We start from the raw sequence: 15,379 nt of genomic DNA, 5'->3' as shown, positions 1-15,379 counted from the left end.
TGACAGTCAATACGATTTCGCCAGGCCTCATTCATACGCCCAACGTCGAGAAGATACTGCGTGACGAAGCCAAAAAGCGTTCCTGGGGCGACGATTGGGAGACCATACAGCGCAGATGGTTCGATGACATCTTGGGCGACAGGACGCTCAAGCGGCTTGGGAGGCCCAAGGAAGTCGCCGATCTGGTCGCGTTCGTGGTCAGCCCGCTGGCCGCGTATGTGAACGGAACAAACCTGCGGATTGACGGAGGAAAATCGCCCTCAATCAACTGAAGGCGCCGGGGCCTCCAATATCGCTCGCACGCGCGAGCCGAGCCCCATCGACATTCCGACATCTTCGGCGAACGGCGTCGACATGTAGCCGCTGCTGCCGGGCGCGCGGATGTGCGCCAGACCATCGGGGCTGTCATCGGCGTTGTCGGTGACGATGAGGGCGCCCGGACCTGAGCCGGCTCTCCACCAGGCTCAGGATCTCCGGAGAGAGCGCCTTGGCTCAAATCTGGCCGCGTGCACCTCGGCCCCCCTCCACCTTGCGGGAAGGGGTCGTGGGTGGGGGGTCCAAATTCACCGCATTGAGTTTGGGGCTACACCCTTCCCCAAGCAACGCGTTGCGTGGTTTAGGGCACGTAACCGGCCGATCGAGACCGAGGCAGGAAGCGGGGATTATGCTGTGCTGAGCTAATCCGCCCTATGAGCTGCGCGGGATTTCGGCCGCCTCCCCACCATCGCAAAGATCTTGAATGTAGCAACGTGACTACCTATTCTCCCACTCAAAGGCACGGTAAGTGGGAGACGCATATGAAGGTGACTACGCTCACCAGCCGAGAGTTCAATCAGGATACCAGCGGTGCCAAGAAGGCCGCGCGGAAAGGCCCGGTGTTCATCACGGACCGCGGCAGACCTGCCCATGTCCTGCTGACGATCGAGGACTATCAGCGTCTGACCGGCGAACATCAGAGCCTGGCCGAAGCACTCGCCCAGCCCGGTGCTGATCTCGAATTCGACCCGCCGCGACTCGGGAGCGGACTGTTCAAATCGGCCGATCTGGGCTGATGTTCCTGCTCGACACCAACGTCATTTCCGAACTGCGGCGGCCGGACAGGGCTGATCGCAACGTTGTCGCCTGGGCGAATGCGCTGCCGGTCGCGAGCATTTTCATATCCGTCATCTCGATCCTTGAAATCGAACTTGGCGCGCAACTGATCGCCCGCAAGGACGCGGCGCAAGGTGCCATGCTTCGCGCCTGGATCGACAACCACATTCTCTCCCGTTTTGAGGGACGAGTCCTCGTAATCGATACGGTCATAGCCCAACGATGCGCGCGGCTTCACGTTCCTGATCGGCTCGCCGAGCGGGACGCCATGATTGCCGCCACTGCGTTGGTCCATGGCCTGACGGTCGCTACACGCAACCTTGCGGACTTCGCACGTGCTGGTGTCCCGCTCATCAATCCATGGGATCCCGAGCAGGGCGGCCAGCTACCGTAACGGCCGATCGGAGTGCGTAGCTCGTGCGGCGGGAGCGTGGCGTGACCGGCGCTTCGGAGACCGAGCGAGCAAGTGGCGGATTGCGCTCCGCTGATCCGCCCTACGAGCTTCTCCAGAGGGCGATCTCCCGACGAGCCTGCTGCTTTCCGGACGGTCGACCGTCTCGCTTCGCACGGGGCTTGCGACCGGTGCCGGAGCCCGCAAGATTGTTCGCGAAAATCCAAATTTGCGGGCGCCGCAACGAGACCGAGCGATGGAGCGGCGGATTACGCTTCGCTAATCTTACTGCGTCATTAAACCCTCATGGTGAGGAGCCGCGCCTCTTGCGCGGCGTCTCGAACCATGAGGCCCGACCGTGGCCTCATCCTTCGAGACGCGGCGAAGACGCGCTCCCTGGGAATGAGGGGACAGACCTGCTTTGTGACGCAGTAGTACTAATCCGCCCTACGGGCTGAACCGCCGAGAATGTCCCAACTCCAGCGATCAGGATGGATTAGCTAAGAGTATTGTTCGCAACCCATCGATAATGATGGAGTCGCGCTTCATCAACGTTTGAAACCACGGTGCAGTTTGCGTTTTTTCGACGCTGGTTCACCAAGTACACGCAAGTTACGGGCCCGTTCCCGTCCGTGACCATTTCGTGCAATTGAGTTCCGATCTTTGCCTTCCATTGAAGGTCGGCCTGGATGTGCCAGTCTTGAGCAACACGCAAACGCTCCATGGCTTGGCGCAGTTCTTCAATGCTTTGGTATCTGCGGGCGGGATCGACGGCGCACGCCTTGTTACAGATAGTGCGAACCCGCTTCGGAACGTATTCCTTGTACCCGGCCTTCTCTATGAGTTTGCCTGCTTTAGCTACATCGATAGAAAATTCCTGCGAAAGGTCCTGATAGTTGTTGCAAAGCTGAAAGAGTGTCATTCCAGCCGAGGACACTTCGGTTGTGACGTTCGTTGTGTTGTTCAGGGTAACTTCAGGAGCCCAATAGACCGGCGTGCCCGCTCCGCTAGCTGCTAGATCCGTTTTGCGACCCCGAAGTCGCTCAGCTTGAAGCGGTGGCCCGTCACCATGATGTTTGCTAGTTTGAAGTCGCGATGGAGTATTGATTGGCGATGGGCGTGCTCTAGGCCGAAGCACGCATCAATCATAATCTTTAGCGATCTGCGGACAGAAATGAACTCTCGCTCCAGGAGGTCTTGCACTGAGCCGTCAGGGCAATACTCCATGTCGATAACGGCGTAGAGTTCGCCCGTAGGCAATTGCAAGACATCGACGGAGTTAACGCCAACGATGTACTCGTGCCTGCATTTGTGCAGGATTTGTCCCTCATAGTGTTCTTTGAACTCGTTGGGATTTTTGTTTGGAACGATTTTCAGGGCGCACTCTCTGGCGACAAGAGAGTCTTGCATCCTGTAGACGGTGCCAAATCGTCCTTGGCCAAGATGCTGCTGCGTTACGTACTTGCCGAGTTGCTGGTTGATTTGAAGTTTCATTCGTGAGCTTCCCGCAGCGCCTTCCACGCCACGAGAAGGGCGCCTCAGTGAACGCCATCCCAATATGGCGGATGCTCTCCGAAAATCGCGTCTACATGCTCCATCGGCTTCTGCGACTTCTCCAAACCAAACGCCTTTCCGCTTCGTAGGCTCGGGGGTGTGTACGCAACCAGGGGCAAGTTTTTCTCGTGGCAAATGAAAGCCAACAGTCCCAAAGGCATTATTTGCGTGGTGGAAGCATCCAAGCTGTCGGACTCATATACCTGTCTAACAGCGATCAAGTCGGAGGCTACTTCGTCAAATAGTCCGCGAAGGTGGGCCACATATCTGTCCGCCAGTTCTGTCAGTGGCAGCTCAGGGTCGATATCAACTAGCTTCCTACTGACGAACGCAGGCTTGTCGTTCTGCCACTCCAACGTAACAAGGCGAATCCGCCCCTTTTGGAAGTTGAAACCTGTAGCTTTCATCTTCAGTCACACAAGGGCTGCGGGCGAGTTCTCGACAATTTGTCGCTAAGGATGAGACGGGTACTCTGGATGTATCGGAGATTGTTGTGATTCGAGTTCGCAATTCAACTGGTTGCCGGCTTGCGGTTGGGAACATAACAAGAATAGCGGGGGTCTCTTCGACCCTCCATGCGAGTGCAACGGATCAAGCTAGCTTCACCGTCGTCACGAAGGCGTATCCAGATGGGCGAACAACATCCGGGCTTTCTTGCCTTCGCCCAGCGTATCGCTTGTACTCACGCGAGCTATTCGCTGCATCAACCGGCGTGCCCGACGGGCAAATCACGGCACGCGCGCGCGTGCCTGTCCAGTCCTCCGCGCATAAACATTTTGCTTCCGTTTTTCGGTATTTTATGATTTCCTCTCCCCGTCCCGCCTCACCAAGAGGGGCGTTGCGCGTCGTCACGAACGTTGAGGCGGGATGCGGTGGACGCGATGGTCCCAGCGCGCTTTTTTTGCGCGGACGACTGAGACCGTCGCGTACGGTAAAACCGTGTGGTCCTGGCACCCCGACGCTGGTGCCAAGTTCGCGAGCCTTACGAAGCTCGCGCGCGACGGGGGCAAGAAAGCCCGGTCCCCGAGGAGAGCGCGGTATAAGCCGTAAAGCCATCGCGCAGGGAATGCCGGATGATTCGGCTGAACCTGTGGTTCCTTCCCCGTGCTTTTTTACTGCACGGGGGCCATGGGTGAGGCCTTCACCCGGCATTCCCTGCGCCCTCTGCTTCTGGAGGGACATGATTGATGCAAAGCTCGGACGCGATAACGCGCCGCGAGATGGCTGGTGCGTGTCTGAACGGGCACCGTCATTGCGAGCAGCGTTAGCTCCGAAGCAATCGAAGGTCTCGCCGCGTTGATTGTCTGGATTGTTTGCTTCGGTCGCAATGACGATGGCGCCGCTCAGACCGCGAGTGACGATCTCGACTTCCGTTCGAATTTTGCAGCGCTGCCGGACTGGATTTTCGCCATTTGCCGGACCAAGATCGCGAAAACCTTGCTCAGGATCTCCTCATGCCCACGCTCGCCACTGCCCTGCTCTCCGCCCTGAAGGACCACGGCGCTCGCGAAATTTTCGGCATACCCGGCGACTTCGTGCTGCCGCTCTACAAGGTGATCGAGGACAGCAACATTTTGCCGAATTTCACGCTCAGCCACGAGCCGGCAGTCGGCTTTGCGGCGGATGCGTCGGCGCGATATCGTGGCGGGCTCGGCGTCGCCGTCGTCACCTATGGCGCGGGTGCGTTCAACGTGGTCAATGCGATCGCCGGCGCCTATGCCGAGCGTTCGCCGGTGGTCGTCGTCGCTGGCGCCCCGGGCGCGCGCGAGCGCCTTTCCGGCTTTCTGTTGCATCATCAGGCGCGCACCATCGACACCCAGCTCGCGGTGTTCAGGGAGATCACCTGCGACCAGGCGGTGCTGACCGATCCTCTGACCGCGCCCGCGCAGATCGCGCGCGTGCTGCGCAGCGCCCGCGAAATGTCGCTGCCCGTCTATCTCGAATTTCCCCGCGACATGGTGGGCGTCGAGGTCGAGCCTGTCGTGCCGCTGCCGCCGCGCGCGGCCGATCCGGAGGCGCTGGCCGAATGCGTCGAGGAGATTCTGGCGCGGATCAACGCGGCCTCGGCGCCGGTTGCCGTGGTCGACGTCGAGATCCGCCGTTATGGCGTCGAGGAGCGCATCGCAGCCCTGGCGCGAAAGCTCAACATTCCGCTGGTCACCACTTTCATGGGGCGCGGGCTGCTCGAACAGGCCGACGACGTCGTGTCCGGCACCTATCTCGGCGCCGCCGGCGATGGCGCGATCACGCGCCTCGTCGACGATGCCGATCTCCTGCTGATGCTCGGCGTCATCCTCTCCGACACCAATTTTGCGCTGTCGAACCGTGCGCCGGATCCCCGCCGCACCATCATGGCCTCCAGCCGCGAAGTACAGATCGGCCATCACACCTATCGCGACATGCCGCTCGCCGATCTGGTCGCCGGGCTCGAAGCGCGGGCCAAACCGCGCCCGGCCTCCGCGCCGCAGACGAAAGCGCGCGCGGTTTATCCGCGCGGCCTGCCGGCCGATGCTGCGCCGATCCAGCCCTCGGACATCGCGACCGCAATCAACGACCTGTTCGATCGTCACGGCAAGATGCCGATGACCGCCGACATCGGCGACTGCCTGTTCACTGCGATGGAGATCGACAACACCGCGCTGGCCGCGCCTGGCTATTACGCCGGCATGGGTTTTGGCGTGCCCGCCGGCATCGGCGTCGCGGCGACCGGCCTTCGCCCGCTGATCCTGGTCGGCGACGGCGCCTTTCAGATGACCGGATGGGAGCTCGGCAATTGCCGCCGCTACGCCCTCGATCCGATCGTCGTGCTGTTCAACAATTGCAGCTGGGAAATGCTCAGGGTGTTCCAGCCGGAATCGCGCTTCAACGATCTCGACGACTGGCATTTTGCCGAGGTCGCGGCGTCGATCGGCGGCGCCGGCGAACGCGTCACGACGCGCGCCGAACTGACAGCGGCGCTCGAACGGGCGGTGGCGCGGCGCGGAACGTTCTCGCTGATCGAGGTGATGCTGCCGCGCGGCGTGACCTCGGATACGCTCGCGCGCTTCGTCGCCGGCTTCAAGTCGGCGCGCGAACGCCTGGCGAAAGGATAGGCAGGGAAGAGCTGTTACTTCTGCTGCGCCTTCTCGTGGTTCTCGATACCAACAGGCTTGTAGTCGTAGGTCGGATAGAATTCGGTGTGATACGCGCCCCAGGCGCTGGTCTCGATGATGCGGTTGATCTCGCGCAGCCGCGAGGCCGGCAGGCGCAGCGTCACGACCTGCCCGATCCCCATCATCACATACCAGCTCACCACCTCGACGCCGTCGGGCGGAAAGGCCTTGTAAAAACCCTGCCTGTCGAGCTGGGCATTGAGCTCGCCGAGCGGACGCGACTGATCGTGCTTCAAAAAGATGGTGACCATGACCGCGTTGTCGGGCGTCGGCGTGGCCGCCGCGTTCGGAGCCGTCTGCGCCGCTGCGCCGGTCGCAACCAGCAGCGCGCTTGCCAGCGCCAAAACCGTCATCAGGGAAACCATCGCCCGCTGCATCGCCTTCTCCGGTCTCGTCGCGCGGTCACTTCGACAAGCGGCCGCGTCCACAGGATTCAAGTACCGCCATCATCGGTATGACAGTAGCGCCTGTAAACGGCAAAGCGCAGATGACGCAAAGATGTGAAGCATGCCACACGCGCCGGAAAAAATCGGCGCTATCGCTGACGCCGTCGGGGACGACCAGGGGATCGAAGGCTGCAGGCGATGTCGACGCGTCGGTTGGCTTATTGGTGGCTGCGATTCGTGTTCTCAGGACGCTTCCTGGCGCGCTTCCTGACCATGGCGCGCGCCGAAGGGCAGGACGCGCAGTCGGAGCAGGGGCCCCCGCGCTGATCGGCCGTGCCGGGCAGGGTGATGGATCAGCTCTGGCCGATCAGCCCCTTGCAGAACGACACGCTGTCGGTGATCGCGTCGCGTCCCTTCCAGGCGAGATAGGTCAGGCGGCCACCGAACGACTGATGATGGCGCAGGCTGCGCGATCCCAGGACGTGGCCGACCTCGTCCGGAAACCGGCTGACCTCGGCCTCGACCAGGGCCGCAATCGTATCCATGATGTCATGCAGCCGCTGGCCCCAATCGGAGGCGTCGAATTCGTCGATCCGCACCTGCAGGGCGTATTCGGTGTCGTAGATTTCGGTCAGGGTGTCGCGCGCGATCAGGACGCGGTTGTGTTTCAGCGCGAGCCGCAGCACCAGGCGCTTGTCTTCGAGCCGGTCGAGCACCATCGCGACCGCGATGGCGTAGGGCGTAGCGGCGACGTCAACGGCCTTCTTGCTGCGGGCCGCCTTGGTGGCGAGGCGGATCAGCTGCCATGGCGTCCTCAGACGCAAGGCGACCAGCGCCAGCGCGAAGGCGACCGCATCGGCATTCTTCTTGGCGAAGGAATCCAGCAGCGCCATCACCTTGGCGACCTGCGCGTCGTCGAATTTCGTCAGCTTGGTCGGCAGCCCGTCATTGAATTTCGCGAGTGCCTCGCGGGCGCGCAGCGCGACGAGAATCTTGGTCAGATCGCCATGCACCGCCGGCGACGCCGTATAGGCCGCGAGCCTGGCGCGGGCCTGTGCCGCGCCGTCAGGGGTGCCGAGCGTGCCCTCGAGCGACTTGACGACTTTGACCTGAAACGCCGCGGCGGCCTGTTGCGCCTCGCGCTGCCGATCGCCGGCAATCAGGTCTTTCATGTGCGTGTTGTAGTCGCGCGCCATCGTCCGCAGCAGGTCGTGACAGATCCATTCCCAGATCGGTGTCAGCGAGCCACGCGCGATCCGCCCCGAATTGGCGTGCTCCGGCGCGCCATCGACGAGCAGCGGTTCGAGCGGCGCGAAGAAGTAGCGCGAAGGAGTCGCGCGGTTCTGGGTCGTTCCGTCCTTGCGGAACTCGGCGCGCAGCTTGGCCTGGATATCCGACGTGTTGGGCATATCAACGCCGCACAGCTCCAGCCGCTCGAGCTCCGCGAGCAGACAGCTCCGCGTCAGCGGCGTCAGCCGCTGCAGGAAGTCCCATATCTGGTCGGGCCGCGCCATCGGTATCATAATCCGCGTTTGGCGAAATGGCGCCGTCACGCGGCGCACACGCCCCATAATTTCACGGAAACCGTTGGCGGCTGATTAAGCCGATCGCATGAATCACGCTAAAAATGCGCCATTCGAGCAAGAAAACCGAAATATTTTCGCAAGTTAGATGAGGCACGCCGGACGATTCAACCTACGGATGTGTCGCGGCCGTTCCCGCTGTCCGACGCTTTCGGGGGTCGTTCCCTCCGTTGCACGACGGCGCAAGTGGGCCTCGTCAGCGGGTGGCGTTCTGCGACCAGCCCCGGCCGGCGGCGACCGCGGTACGCCGCATCTCGGTCTTTTCCTTTGGCGGGGTCGGAATGATGGTGATCGTCCAGCGTGGCGGATCGCTGGCCTCGATCTCCTGCACGGCGCGCACGAGGCCGGTGACGGTCGCGCCGCCCGCCTTCACGGTCGCGGGCCTGCCGTTGAACTGCGCGATGCGGAAACGCCGGACTTCCTTCTGGTTCGCCGTCTCATACTTGAACATGGAGCGCTCCTGTGCCCTGGTGCCGCGCCGATCTGAAGTCCCTGAAGCGATCGGGCGCGGACGTCGGAAAGCGGGCACTCGTCACTCTCCCAATTCATCATTAGCCGTGTGTGAAAATCGAGCGCCGTAGAAGTACGGCCGCAGCATCACGACGGACGCGTGCCGCCGTCACATTGCAAGGAGGCTCGTTGCAACAGGAGCGTCTCACTCCGCGGCGATCGTGCTTGGTTGCTCCTCGCATTGCCGGTCGAGGGCGCGGCCAGCGGCATAGGCGCGATCGACGTCATCGAGCAGTTCCAGATATTCTTCGCGTGAAAGCTGGTCCGCGCTCTTCTCGATTTGTCGGGCGAAGGTCGCGAGCCGGCGATAGCCAAAGGTTGCGGCCGCGCTCTTCAGCGAATGGGCCTCGCGGCCGATCCGCGCGCGGTCGGCATTGAGCGAAAGCCGGCGCAGCAGTTTCAGCCTGGCCTCGGTCTCGGCGAAGAACACCGCGCGAATTTCGCACGCACCATCGCGTCCGATTTCCTCGGCCAATTCCTCGAACGCCGCGCGATCGAGTTCCGCTTCGGCCGACCAGGTCACCACGGGCGTTGTCACGGCGATCGCGAGCGGCGGGGCCGCGCATTCGGAGAGCCGTTCCGTCGCCGCGGGATCGGGCAGGGTGCGAAGGATGGCATCGACCAGCGCCCTCTTGCGCGCCGGCTTGACCACTAAGTCGTTCATCCCGGCATCGTGGCAGGCCTGGATGTCTTCGGGAAACGCGTTGGCGGTGAAAGCGATGACGGGGATGCTGGCGAGTCGCCCGCCGCGCGCGCGGATCGTCCGCGTGGCCTGAAAACCGTCCATCTCCGGCATCCGCACGTCCATCAGGATCAGGTCGTAGCTGAAACGGTTCGCGGCCGTGACGGCTTCCGCGCCATCGCAGGCGATGTCGGTCTGGATGTCGAACTCCTTGAGCATCTTGGCGGCGAGCAGCCGATTGGTCGGGTTGTCGTCTACAATCAGCGTCCGCAGCGGGCGGCCGATCGCCGCGATCCGCAGGCGCAGCGCCGCATACGCGGCTTCGTCGTTCCGCTCCGGCGCCGCGATGGCCTCTGCCACCGGGAGCGTCAGGCGGAAGCTGAACACCGAGCCTTTCCCCGGCGTCGACGTAACACCGATCTCGCCCCCCATCTGCTCGGTCAGGCGCTTGCAGATGGCGAGCCCGAGGCCAGAGCCTCCGAAGCGACGGTTGATCGAGTTGTCGGCCTGCACGAAATTGGTGAAGAGTGCGCCGATATTCTCCGGCGCAATGCCGATCCCGCTGTCGCTCACCGTCCATTCGATGGTCGCCGTCTGATCGTTGATTGCGATGCATCGCGTCGAGACGACGATTTCGCCTGCCGCGGTGAACTTCACCGCGTTGGAAACCAGGTTCAGCAGCACCTGGCGGATCCGGCCGGCATCACCAACCAGCGCTGGCGGCAGCGTCGGATCACTGATGCTCCTGATCGCTAGATCCTTCGCAGTCGCCCGCGGGCCGATGATGCTTAGCGTATTCTGCACCATCGCCTCGGCGGAGAAGGCGATGTGCTCCAGGGTCAGCTGGCCCGATTCGAGCTTGGAGAAATCCAGAATGTCGTTGAGGATTTCGAGCAGGCTGTCGCCGGCATTGTGGATCGCGACGACGTAGCGCCGCTGCTCGGCGTTCAGATGGGTCTCGAGCAGCGTCGTCGCCATGCCGAGCACCGCGTTCATCGGGGTGCGGATCTCATGGCTCATCATGGCCAGGAACGTCGTCTTGGCGGCGTTCGCGCCTTCAGCTGTGCGGATCAGATTCTCGTGCCGGTTCCAGCGGCGAGCGATCATCGTTGCGGCGACGATCACGGCAATCGCGCTGATCAGCGACATCGCGATCATCAACGTCGCCATGCCGCGCCAGCTCTGCAGCGCATTGTCCTCCGATTGCGAGACCACCACCAACGCCGGGTAGCCCGGCAGCATCTTGGCGGCTCGCAGGCGCATCTTGCGCTCCTTGCGACCGATCTCGCGGATCGTTCCGCCCGCGGCAAGCGCGCGCTGGCCAAAACCCGAGGACGGGTTGCCGATATCGTTGTTCGGCGGAAAATGCGCCAGCAGGAGGCCGTCTTCGCGTACCAGCGAGATCGCGGTGTCGAGGCCGAGCGAGGTCGAGCCGAAAAAATTCTCGAAATAGGGCACCGAGATCGCGCCGAGCAGAAGGCCCATGAAGTGGCCGTGCGGATCATTCAGCCGCCGCGCCAGATAGACGTTCCAGGTGCCGTTGCCGCGGTTCTGCACCGGCGCGCTGACGAAGCTCTGTGGCCCGTCATCGAGCTTCAGCGCCTTGAAATAGTCGCGGTCGGAAACGTTGACGTCGGGAATCGGCCAATAGCGCGAGAAATTGAGCAGCTTGCCCCGGGCGTCGATGACGGTCAACGCGTCGATCTGCGGCAGGCCTGCGATCTTCTCACGCAGCAGGAAGTGCGTCTCGCGGTCGGAGACCGCCACGCGGTAGCTGTCGTCGTCGAGCACGCCCTTGCGGGCGATGTAGTCGGCGATGCTCGACAGCACGAGGTCGACCGACTTGAACGAGCGGTCCGCGTTTTCGGCGAGCGTCAGGCTGTAGCGGGCCAGGTTGGTCTCGGCGGTCTGCAGCGTGCTCTCGCGCAGGTTGCCGAGGAAGAACAGGTTGGTGCCGGCGATCGTCGCGATCAGCGCGAGCGCGATGGCGCCGACGGCACCGAACAGGCGTCTGCGCGCCGGCCCCTGTATCATGTCTCGCCTGCCGTTGCGAGGTCGTGCCGCGCGGCGTCACCGGCGATCTGAAGCAGCGCCTGCCGAAGCACGGCGAGGTTGATCGGCTTTGGGATCGGCGGATAGAGATTGAGGTTGAAGTCGTTGCCGATCCGGACGACATCGGAGAGCGCGTCGTCGTCGGAGGCGCTGATGACCAGCACCGGAGTGCCGCATTTCATCCGCGCAAGCAGCTTTAGGATCTCGATGCCGGACTGCTCGCCGAGCGAAAGATCGAGCGTGATCACGCCAAACGAGCGTTGCTCCAGCAGGCTCGCGGCGCTGTCGAGCGAGTTTGCGCTTGTCGTCGTGAAGCCGGCCTGCGCGGCGATCTTGCGTAGGATCGACAAATGCAGTTCGGCGTCCTCGATGGCGAGAAGTTCGTTGCGCATGCTGATGTCCGCTTTCGGCGCCCCCCGCGCGTTCTGCGCATGCCGAGGCCGAATTTATGAGGCGCGAGCCTCTACCCCGGCGTAAACTTCGTGTTCCGTAGAACTACGGCGCGCGGGCGCCGGCGACGGCGCTACAGCGGACCCGGCGACGAAGCGGTCCGGCGTGAAGGATCAGGCCAGCCTTCAGGACTCGGTGGAACTGGATCCGACGTGCGGAAGATAGCGGCAGGCGCCGGACCAACGCCAGACGCGGCGTGCTGCCGATGCTACTCGGCGGGCCCGAACACCGCCTCGAGCTTGGTCTTGAGCGTGGCGGCATTGAACGGCTTGACGATATAGTTGCTGACACCGGCTTTCTTCGCGGCGATGACGTTCTCGGTCTTGGATTCCGCCGTGATCATGATGAACGGAGTCTTGGAAAGTTCGGGGCTGGCGCGAACTTCGCGCAGCAGGTCGTAGCCGGTCATCGGTTCCATGTTCCAGTCCGAGATGACCAGGCCGTATTTCTTGGCCTGCATCTTGGCCAGCGCCGCCGATCCGTCGTTGGCGTCGTCGACGTTCTCGAATCCCAGCTGCTTGAGCAGGTTGCGGATGATCCGGATCATGGTGCTGTAGTCATCGACCACCAGGATCGGCATCGACAGATCGAAAGCCATCTCTTCAAAGCTCCGCGCAGTTCTCAAGCGGCCGAACACGGGCGAGATCGCGGCACACGGAAAATTCGTCTTGCCGGGGTTATGGGATTCGCGCTCGTCAGCATCGAAACGAATAGCAGAGCTCCTTGAAGAGCGGGTTAACTCGGCCCCGTGCCGGCGAGGCGTGCGGCGGGTCCGTAGTCATACGGCCGGTCGGCACCACAGGGCTGCAGCGAAAAATGCCCGACAAGGTTCGCGGGCGCGACCTCATCGGCCGGAAGAGAGCGGGCTACCTATCCCCCGTCCGCCTGTCTCCTACGCGGAGACGCGCAGGCGCAGCAGCCGCTCGTAATGCGATTTGACGATCGCATAACATTCGCACGCGGTCTTGGTCAGCCCGTCCATGTTGGTGATCTCGATGTGGCCGCGGCTATAGTGGATGAAATTGGATTGCTGCAGCATGCTGGCTACGAGAGAAACGCTGTTGCGCCGCGCGCCGATCATCTGGGCCAGCGATTCCTGGGTCAGGTCGAGCCTCGAATGGCCCGACAAGTCGCAGGTCTGCGCCAGACATCGCGCCAGCCGCGATTCGACCGTATGCGCCGCGTTGCAGCCCGCCGTTTGCTGGACCTGGGCATGGACGGCAAGCCCGTGCCGGATCAGCAGCGAGCGGAACGTCGCGCTCTGCTCCGCCGCGGCGTGAAGGCGGTCGAGGTCTAGCGTCGAGGCGACGCCAGGCATGAGCACGACCGCGCTGTTCAGCGCGACCGGATCGCCCAGCGCCGCGAAGGCGCCATAAAGGCTGTCACGGCCGATGATCGCGACCTGGACCCGCTCGCCCTTTGCCAGGTTGACCACAAGCGAAATGACGCCACGATGTGGCAGGTATGCGCGCTTGAGCGTTTCACCCGCCTCGATCAGGACCAGTTCCTGCGTGAGTTCGACCGTTCGCAGATGAGGGCGGACCAATTCGAAATCGTCCGCGCTCAAGGCCGACAGAAATCCGTTCGAAGAACGAGAGATCATGTCCAAAGCCCGTCTCCTGTCTTTTGGATCCGGTAGCTGCACTTGCCGCTCACGGCGCCGAGGCAAGCGAGCGGTCAATGCACGACAACCACCATATGAGCTTCCGACGGATCGAGAGCAAGAATCAATTGGGAGAATTTCCAGTTGCGCTCCTGCACGAGCCAGGATCCCAGGGACGTGCCATCGTGCGAACAGCCGCGCTTGCGGACCTGTCAAACACCAGCAGTGCGGCCGTCTGTGGAGTGTCAGCTCGCTATATACGCTAACGGGCAGACAGAATCATGTGTTTACCGCCGAAGTAGAGACGGCGTTCGGATGGTACGCTGGTCCCCGCTGGTGTACCGATTCTGACATTCATATCACTTTGCCGCGAACTCGTTTACGAAGGTGAGAACCGAGAGGACACTGGGGAATTTCAGGATTCACCTGTGGCTCATGTCCGACGTTCGCTTGGCCGTTCGTGCCGGCGCGAATGTCAGATACGCCACCCGAGGGATCGCCGATCCCGATCACCGATTGCTTGTCAGACAAAGCGGAAGCCTCTGTGGGAAAGACACAAGACAGCCATTGGACCTCGGACGCGACGGTGCCGAGCCGGTCGGGCGCCGCGGCACAGTCTGTGCGAGGTCAGCTACGACCGATCCAGGATCGCGCGCAGCGGATCGCGATCATGGGAGAGCTCGCAGGAGGCATCCTGCACGAGTTCAACAACATTCTGACGGTCGTGAGCGGCACGATCGATATCCTCGCGCTGGCTGCCGTCGAGCGCCCGCAACTTGCCGCCGTCGTCAGGCTGGTCGACGAAGCGGCCAGCCGCGGTGCGCGCCTGACATCGTATTTTCAGGCCTTTGAGCGCGGTCAGCCGCCGCGATGCCGCGAGGTGGATATCGGCGCACTGGTGTCGGATGCGGAGCGTCTGCTGCGGCCCGCGCTCGAGGGACAAACCGAGGTCAGATCCTCGGCGGCAACGGGACTGCCTGCGGCCGCGGCCGACCCCGGCCTGCTCCTGGTCGCGCTCCTCAGTCTCGCCATGGCGGCGCATGGCGCTATGCCGCACGGAGGGGCGATTGCGCTCGACGCGGGAGACCTCCCAGGCGGCGAGAATGACGGCGGGCATCTCGTGATCATGCTCGACGCGACCAGCCAAGGCAGTGTCGACAATTTCGCGAAGCGGATTGTTGATGGCCTCGGGATGGCCGAAGCATGGATCGAACAAGCCGGCGCTCAGCTGCGGATCGTTCGCCAGGCAAGCCGCAACGCCGCATTCGAGCTTCACCTCCCGAGAGCAAACCTCGCTTCAGCGTTAGCAGAACGCTAACTGCGATCGTCCTCGCGGACATGTTGCAGCGATATCGCAACGCCGCACGCGCGCCTCGGGTCCGCTTCAATCGATGCGCTGCTCCAGCCTTTCGTTTGATCCGGGCGCTATGCACGCGAACCGGTGCGCGCTCCGCGTGGTGACGCCCTGCGAACCCTCCGACCGCGACTTCGATAGTTCGACTTTACCGAAGCAGTTAGGGCTCAGTTAGTATTAACATCGCCGGCCCGCGGATTTCGCACAAATCCCGCCGAGCGATTTAACGGACAGGTAGTGACCTCGGAGCCAGTGTCGCGGTGTTGCGCATAGAAAAGCGCAAGCCAAGCGTCAATTGTGTCCAATCCAGAAGGGAAACCTACCATGTCCGGTATTGTTCTTTCGGCGTCCGTGCGCCAGAACCTGCTGTCGTTGCAGGCCACCGCCGACCTGCTTGCCACCACCCAGAATGACCTCGCCACCGGCAAGAAGGTCAATTCGGCCCTCGACAACCCGACCAACTTCTTCACCGCTCAGTCGCTCAACAACCGCGCCAGCGACATCGGCAACCTGCTCGATGGCATCGGCAACGGCGTGCAGGTGCTGCAGGCCGCCAACACCGGCATCACC

The 15,379-nt window shown here is 62.6% G+C and carries 17 protein-coding genes and 1 pseudogene; 7 read left to right on the top strand and 11 right to left on the bottom strand.

Annotation, left to right across the window (positions count from 1 at the left end):
- Nucleotides 1-272 (top strand): SDR family oxidoreductase (locus JOZ76_RS34340; RefSeq protein ID WP_291705820.1); only part of this gene is annotated, 272 nt, incomplete at its 5' end.
- Here the strand turns inward: JOZ76_RS34340 and JOZ76_RS34335 are convergent.
- A pseudogene (locus tag JOZ76_RS34335) lies at nt 261-492 on the bottom strand (hypothetical protein); the annotation flags it as partial. The gene JOZ76_RS34340 and the pseudogene JOZ76_RS34335 sit on opposite strands and share 12 nt — an antisense overlap.
- A gap of 305 nt (nt 493-797) precedes the next feature.
- On the opposite strand from JOZ76_RS34335, the gene JOZ76_RS34330 reads away from it, so the two are divergent.
- Nucleotides 798-1,052 (top strand): type II toxin-antitoxin system Phd/YefM family antitoxin, encoded by a 255-nt coding sequence (locus tag JOZ76_RS34330; protein WP_291705819.1) that lies wholly within the window; start codon nt 798-800, stop codon nt 1,050-1,052.
- Nucleotides 1,052-1,486, top strand: coding sequence for a type II toxin-antitoxin system VapC family toxin (locus JOZ76_RS34325; RefSeq protein ID WP_291705818.1), 435 nt, complete (start codon nt 1,052-1,054; stop codon nt 1,484-1,486). Before JOZ76_RS34330 ends, JOZ76_RS34325 begins: the two co-directional genes overlap by 1 nt.
- Before the next feature lie 493 nt (nt 1,487-1,979).
- Here the strand turns inward: JOZ76_RS34325 and JOZ76_RS34320 are convergent, their stop codons facing one another.
- The 3 genes from JOZ76_RS34320 to JOZ76_RS34310 form a co-directional block, all read right to left on the bottom strand.
- Complete coding sequence (locus tag JOZ76_RS34320) at nt 1,980-2,405, bottom strand: hypothetical protein (protein WP_291705817.1); 426 nt, start codon at nt 2,403-2,405, stop codon at nt 1,980-1,982.
- A gap of 92 nt (nt 2,406-2,497) precedes the next feature.
- Entirely contained in the window at nt 2,498-2,977 is a 480-nt protein-coding gene (locus tag JOZ76_RS34315) for a protein kinase domain-containing protein (protein WP_291705816.1), read from the bottom strand.
- A 44-nt stretch (nt 2,978-3,021) separates the two neighbouring features.
- The gene (locus tag JOZ76_RS34310; protein WP_291705815.1) at nt 3,022-3,444 is read right to left on the bottom strand and encodes a hypothetical protein; all 423 of its coding nucleotides are present in this window, start codon (nt 3,442-3,444) and stop codon (nt 3,022-3,024) included.
- Nucleotides 3,445-4,491: 1,047 nt separating this feature from the next.
- On the opposite strand from JOZ76_RS34310, the gene ipdC reads away from it, so the two are divergent.
- On the top strand, nt 4,492-6,129 hold the full coding sequence (gene ipdC, locus JOZ76_RS34305; protein ID WP_291705814.1) for an indolepyruvate/phenylpyruvate decarboxylase: 1,638 nt from the start codon (nt 4,492-4,494) through the stop codon (nt 6,127-6,129).
- A gap of 14 nt (nt 6,130-6,143) precedes the next feature.
- Here the strand turns inward: ipdC and JOZ76_RS34300 are convergent, their stop codons facing one another.
- A complete protein-coding gene (locus JOZ76_RS34300) occupies nt 6,144-6,566 on the bottom strand; it encodes a hypothetical protein (RefSeq protein WP_291705813.1) in 423 nt (140 codons plus the stop codon).
- Nucleotides 6,567-6,773: 207 nt separating this feature from the next.
- Between JOZ76_RS34300 and JOZ76_RS34295 the strand changes: the two genes are divergently transcribed.
- Complete coding sequence (locus JOZ76_RS34295; RefSeq protein WP_291705812.1) at nt 6,774-6,902, top strand: hypothetical protein; 129 nt, start codon at nt 6,774-6,776, stop codon at nt 6,900-6,902.
- Between the two features lie 26 nt (nt 6,903-6,928).
- On the opposite strand, the gene JOZ76_RS34290 is transcribed toward JOZ76_RS34295, so the two are convergent.
- The 6 genes from JOZ76_RS34290 to JOZ76_RS34265 all read right to left on the bottom strand — a co-directional run bounded on the left by JOZ76_RS34290 (nt 6,929) and on the right by JOZ76_RS34265 (nt 13,461).
- Nucleotides 6,929-8,089, bottom strand: coding sequence for a hypothetical protein (locus tag JOZ76_RS34290; protein WP_291705811.1), 1,161 nt, complete (start codon nt 8,087-8,089; stop codon nt 6,929-6,931).
- 265 nt (nt 8,090-8,354) lie between these two features.
- Nucleotides 8,355-8,609: a hypothetical protein gene (locus tag JOZ76_RS34285; RefSeq protein ID WP_291705810.1), complete on the bottom strand. Its 255-nt coding sequence runs from the start codon at nt 8,607-8,609 to the stop codon at nt 8,355-8,357.
- A 204-nt stretch (nt 8,610-8,813) separates the two neighbouring features.
- Nucleotides 8,814-11,384, bottom strand: coding sequence for a hybrid sensor histidine kinase/response regulator (locus tag JOZ76_RS34280; protein ID WP_291705809.1), 2,571 nt, complete (start codon nt 11,382-11,384; stop codon nt 8,814-8,816).
- Nucleotides 11,381-11,794: a response regulator gene (locus JOZ76_RS34275; RefSeq protein ID WP_291705808.1), complete on the bottom strand. Its 414-nt coding sequence runs from the start codon at nt 11,792-11,794 to the stop codon at nt 11,381-11,383. Before JOZ76_RS34275 ends, JOZ76_RS34280 begins: the two co-directional genes overlap by 4 nt.
- Nucleotides 11,795-12,060: 266 nt before the next feature.
- Nucleotides 12,061-12,450, bottom strand: coding sequence for a response regulator (locus tag JOZ76_RS34270; protein WP_291705807.1), 390 nt, complete (start codon nt 12,448-12,450; stop codon nt 12,061-12,063).
- A gap of 294 nt (nt 12,451-12,744) precedes the next feature.
- Nucleotides 12,745-13,461, bottom strand: coding sequence for a Crp/Fnr family transcriptional regulator (locus JOZ76_RS34265; RefSeq protein ID WP_291705806.1), 717 nt, complete (start codon nt 13,459-13,461; stop codon nt 12,745-12,747).
- Between the two features lie 538 nt (nt 13,462-13,999).
- Here JOZ76_RS34265 and JOZ76_RS34260 point away from each other — a divergent pair.
- Together JOZ76_RS34260 and JOZ76_RS34255 are read left to right on the top strand one after the other, a co-directional pair.
- Nucleotides 14,000-14,773 carry a histidine kinase gene (locus JOZ76_RS34260; protein ID WP_291705805.1) on the top strand — a complete coding sequence of 258 codons (774 nt, stop codon included), beginning with the start codon at nt 14,000-14,002 and terminating at the stop codon, nt 14,771-14,773.
- Between the two features lie 360 nt (nt 14,774-15,133).
- Nucleotides 15,134-15,379: flagellin N-terminal helical domain-containing protein (locus tag JOZ76_RS34255; RefSeq protein ID WP_441300152.1), on the top strand; the 246-nt coding region annotated here is incomplete at its 3' end.

This window comes from Bradyrhizobium sp. (assembly GCF_019244115.1).
Taxonomy (GTDB): domain Bacteria; phylum Pseudomonadota; class Alphaproteobacteria; order Rhizobiales; family Xanthobacteraceae; genus Bradyrhizobium.
The sequence above is the reverse complement of the archived record's forward strand: the minus strand, read 5'-3'. Positions and strand labels throughout refer to the sequence as shown.

What these genes read in the sequence shown, in the direction of transcription:
- JOZ76_RS34330 (WP_291705819.1), top strand. Translation starts at nt 798, where the DNA reads ATGAAGGTGACTACGCTCACCAGCCGAGAGTTCAATCAGGATACCAGC.
- JOZ76_RS34325 (WP_291705818.1), top strand. Translation starts at nt 1,052, where the DNA reads ATGTTCCTGCTCGACACCAACGTCATTTCCGAACTGCGGCGGCCGGAC.
- JOZ76_RS34320 (WP_291705817.1), bottom strand. Translation starts at nt 2,405, where the DNA reads ATGACACTCTTTCAGCTTTGCAACAACTATCAGGACCTTTCGCAGGAA.
- JOZ76_RS34315 (WP_291705816.1), bottom strand. Translation starts at nt 2,977, where the DNA reads ATGAAACTTCAAATCAACCAGCAACTCGGCAAGTACGTAACGCAGCAG.
- JOZ76_RS34310 (WP_291705815.1), bottom strand. Translation starts at nt 3,444, where the DNA reads ATGAAAGCTACAGGTTTCAACTTCCAAAAGGGGCGGATTCGCCTTGTT.
- ipdC (WP_291705814.1), top strand. Translation starts at nt 4,492, where the DNA reads ATGCCCACGCTCGCCACTGCCCTGCTCTCCGCCCTGAAGGACCACGGC.
- JOZ76_RS34300 (WP_291705813.1), bottom strand. Translation starts at nt 6,566, where the DNA reads ATGCAGCGGGCGATGGTTTCCCTGATGACGGTTTTGGCGCTGGCAAGC.
- JOZ76_RS34295 (WP_291705812.1), top strand. Translation starts at nt 6,774, where the DNA reads ATGTCGACGCGTCGGTTGGCTTATTGGTGGCTGCGATTCGTGTTCTCA.
- JOZ76_RS34290 (WP_291705811.1), bottom strand. Translation starts at nt 8,089, where the DNA reads ATGGCGCGGCCCGACCAGATATGGGACTTCCTGCAGCGGCTGACGCCG.
- JOZ76_RS34285 (WP_291705810.1), bottom strand. Translation starts at nt 8,609, where the DNA reads ATGTTCAAGTATGAGACGGCGAACCAGAAGGAAGTCCGGCGTTTCCGC.
- JOZ76_RS34280 (WP_291705809.1), bottom strand. Translation starts at nt 11,384, where the DNA reads ATGATACAGGGGCCGGCGCGCAGACGCCTGTTCGGTGCCGTCGGCGCC.
- JOZ76_RS34275 (WP_291705808.1), bottom strand. Translation starts at nt 11,794, where the DNA reads ATGCGCAACGAACTTCTCGCCATCGAGGACGCCGAACTGCATTTGTCG.
- JOZ76_RS34270 (WP_291705807.1), bottom strand. Translation starts at nt 12,450, where the DNA reads ATGGCTTTCGATCTGTCGATGCCGATCCTGGTGGTCGATGACTACAGC.